Origin of the sequence: Curtobacterium sp. B8 (assembly GCF_000333315.1) — a bacterium.
GTDB lineage: Bacteria > Actinomycetota > Actinomycetes > Actinomycetales > Microbacteriaceae > Curtobacterium > Curtobacterium luteum.
This window is the reverse complement of record NZ_BACW01000368.1, coordinates 1-1,445: the sequence shown is the minus strand read 5'-3', so window position 1 is coordinate 1,445 and position 1,445 is coordinate 1. Positions and strand designations below refer to the sequence as shown.

2 protein-coding genes are annotated in these 1,445 nt (G+C 66.5%); both read right to left on the bottom strand.

What is annotated here, in order from left to right; translation table 11 throughout:
• A partial coding sequence (locus I59_RS09575) for a hypothetical protein (protein WP_031273518.1) occupies window positions 1-188 on the bottom strand: 188 nt, incomplete at its 3' end.
• Window positions 189-209: 21 nt separating this feature from the next.
• Window positions 210-1,445 (bottom strand): SSS sodium solute transporter (locus I59_RS09570; RefSeq protein ID WP_022903680.1); only part of this gene is annotated, 1,236 nt, incomplete at its 5' end.

The following is a 1,445-nucleotide window of genomic DNA, read 5'->3' as shown; positions in this document are numbered from 1 at the left end:
GACCCACAGGTTGATGTGGATGCCGCGGTCCTGATCGGGTCGGTGTTCCAGTGCACGATCCCGACGATGGTCGTGATCACGCCGTAGAGGACGAAGAGCCTCCCTAGGATGCGCCGCAGGTCGAGTCGGCGGGTGGAACGGACGAGGGCCTGCTGCTCCTCGGTCATCGTGGTGGTGTCGTCACGCATGAGCGATCTCCTTCGAGCGGATCAGAGGAACGGGAGGTAGAGGGCGACGCACAGCACGAGGGCGACGGTGCCGAGCAGCGCGGGCGAGCGGTACCACGCGGTGTCGGTCGCCACGGCCCCCGCGGTCATGTCGATCTTGCCGACGCCGTACACCAGTCCGCCGAGCTCCGAGACGTCCTTCGGCTTGGTCGCGAGCGACACGACGACGGCCACGACGAGCACGGTGACGAACGAGATGATCGCGCCGTAGAGGGTCTCCGCGGTGGCGGTCGCGAACAGCTCCGGGTTCACGAGGTAGGCGATCCAGGTGATCGTCGGCGCGATGATGCCGAGGACGTACCCCCAGAGCGCCCCCGCGGTCGTCATCCGCTTCCAGAGCAGGCCGAGGATGAAGACGCCGAACAGCGGTGCGTTGAAGAACGAGAACAGCGTCTGCATGTAGGTCATGATGTTGCCGGCCTGCGCGGCGAGGAACGCGGTCCCGATGCCGACGAGGACACCGGCGACGGTCACCCAGCGCCCGGTCTTCAGGTAGTGCAGGTCGGGCATGTTCGGCTTGATGTAGCGCTGCCAGATGTCGTACGTGAAGACGGTGTTGAACGACGAGACGTTCGCGGCCATGCCGGCCATGAACGAGGCGAGGAGGCCCGTGACGGCGATGCCGAGCACGCCGGTCGGCAGGTACATCTGGATGAGCTTCGGGATCGCGTCGTTGTAGGTGAGCGCACCCGAGGCGAACTGGTTGCCGACGACCGCGGCCGCGATGAGGCCCGGGATGACGACGATGAAGGGGATGAAGAGCTTCGGGAGCGCCGCGATGAGCGGGGTGCGGCGGGCGGCCGACATGTTCTTCGCGGAGAAGGCGCGCTGCACCTCGGTGAAGTTCGTCGTCCAGTAGCCGAACGAGAGCACGAACCCGAGGCCGAGCACGATCGCGAGCCAGTTCGCACCGATCGGGTTCGTCACGTCGCCGATGCCCGTGCCGGCCCAGGTCTGCAGGTGCTGCACGCCCTGGGTGTTCTTGATGGCCTCGGTCAGACCGCCCCAACCCCCGACGCGGTGCAGGCCGACGATGGTCAGCGGAACGAGGCCGGCGATGATCACGAAGAACTGCATGACCTCGTTGTAGATCGCGCTGCTCANGCCGCCGAGGGTGATGTAGGCGAGGACGAAGGCCGCCGACACGAGGATCGCGAGCCACTCCGGCCAGGCGAGCATCGCCTCGATGACGATCGCCATCGCGTAGAGGTTGATGCC